We start from the raw sequence: 1,326 nt of genomic DNA, 5'->3' as shown, positions 1-1,326 counted from the left end.
CCGACAGGCCGCCCCCGGCCGAGGGCACGGTGTTCAGCGGGGCGCCGCCCACGGCCGCTCCGCCGACAGCCGCGCCGCCGACCGCACCGGCCGCGACGGCACCGTTCGAGGGCAGCGTGATCGTCGGCGCCGGCCCGGGCGCCGATCCCGGCGAGCCGGGCAGGCGCAGGGTCTGCCCGGCCTGCAGCGCATAGGGCGGCTGCAGCCCGTTCAGCGCGATCAGCGCCGGCATCGACACGTCGTAGCGGCGGACGATGGCGAGCACGTCGTCGCCCGGCTGCACCTGGGCGGTGGCAGGCCGCTGCGTGATCTCATCCGCGCCGGGCGGAACGTTGCAGGCGGCGAGCCCCGCGGCGGCGAGGGTCGTCAGTAGGATGAACCGCCATCCTCCCCGTCGGGAAGGTCCGGCAGCAAAGGCACGAAGCGAACTGGCCACAGATCCTCCCGCTCCAATCCGGTCTCGGTGCGCGTGAAGCGGACCACGCGCTGGTTCCGCTTCTCGTCCCCCATGGGAATCACGATTATACCACCGATCGCGAGCTGGTCCGTCAGCGCCGGGGGCGGCAGGTCGCCGCGATGGGCGGCGGTGACGATGATGCGGTCGAACGGCGCCTGCTCCGGCCAGCCCTTCATGCCGTCGCCCCAGCGCGCGGTGATGTTGCTGATGCGCATGCCGGCGATCCGCTCCAGCGCCAGGTCGAGCAGCGGCTTGTGCCGCTCGATGGTGTAGAGGCGGCGGCAGATCCGGGCCAGGACCGCGGCCTGGTAGCCGGAGCCGGTGCCGATCTCCAGCACCTTGTGGCGGTCGCCGACCTCCAGCGCCTGGGTCATCAGCCCGACCACCATGGGCTGGCTGATGGTCTGGCCGCGGCCGATCGGCAGGGCGATGTCCTCATAGGCCTGGTCGAGGAAGGCGTCGGGCACGAAGGCCTCGCGCGGCACCCGCTCGATCGCGCCGAGGACGCGATGATCCGTGATCCCCGACCGGCGGAGATGCATGAGCAGCCGGATCAGCCGCGGCTCGGCGATCATCGGCGGGGGCCGGTCCAGGAGGACCGCCCTTCCTTGTCCCCCCTCCCCTTGCGGGAGGGGGGCAGGGGGAGGGGTCTGCGCGCGTCCGCGCGCGAATAGGCTGCCACATGCGCCCGATCGAAGTCGGTCGTCGGCTCGAATGGAGAAAACCCCCTCCCCCTTGTGTGTTGAAGATCTGCGAGGATGGTGGAGATGCGGTGCCGGGCAATGCCCGGCACCGCATCGCGGTCGTGAGCCCGTATCCCCCTTGGTTTGCAGCCCGTGGGGTAGCTTGGCGCCGCGGCCGCATCTTCC

2 protein-coding genes are annotated in these 1,326 nt (G+C 71.9%); both read right to left on the bottom strand.

Features of this window, described 5'->3' with window-relative positions; genetic code table 11:
* On the bottom strand, positions 1-265 hold a 265-nt coding region (locus BWR60_RS36040; protein ID WP_144445888.1), incomplete at its 3' end, for a LysM peptidoglycan-binding domain-containing protein.
* 101 nt (positions 266-366) lie between these two features.
* Positions 367-1,032 (bottom strand): protein-L-isoaspartate(D-aspartate) O-methyltransferase, encoded by a 666-nt coding sequence (locus tag BWR60_RS36035; protein ID WP_088158162.1) that lies wholly within the window; start codon positions 1,030-1,032, stop codon positions 367-369.
* Positions 1,033-1,326: the final 294 nt, after the last annotated feature.

It is taken from the genome of Inquilinus limosus (assembly GCF_002195995.1).
Classification (GTDB): Bacteria; Pseudomonadota; Alphaproteobacteria; order DSM-16000; family Inquilinaceae; genus Inquilinus; species Inquilinus limosus_C.
The sequence above is the reverse complement of the archived record's forward strand: the minus strand, read 5'-3'. Positions and strand labels throughout refer to the sequence as shown.

Coding starts and splice junctions, on each gene's coding strand:
- BWR60_RS36035 (WP_088158162.1), bottom strand. CDS start 1,032: ATGATCGCCGAGCCGCGGCTGATCCGGCTGCTCATGCATCTCCGCCGG.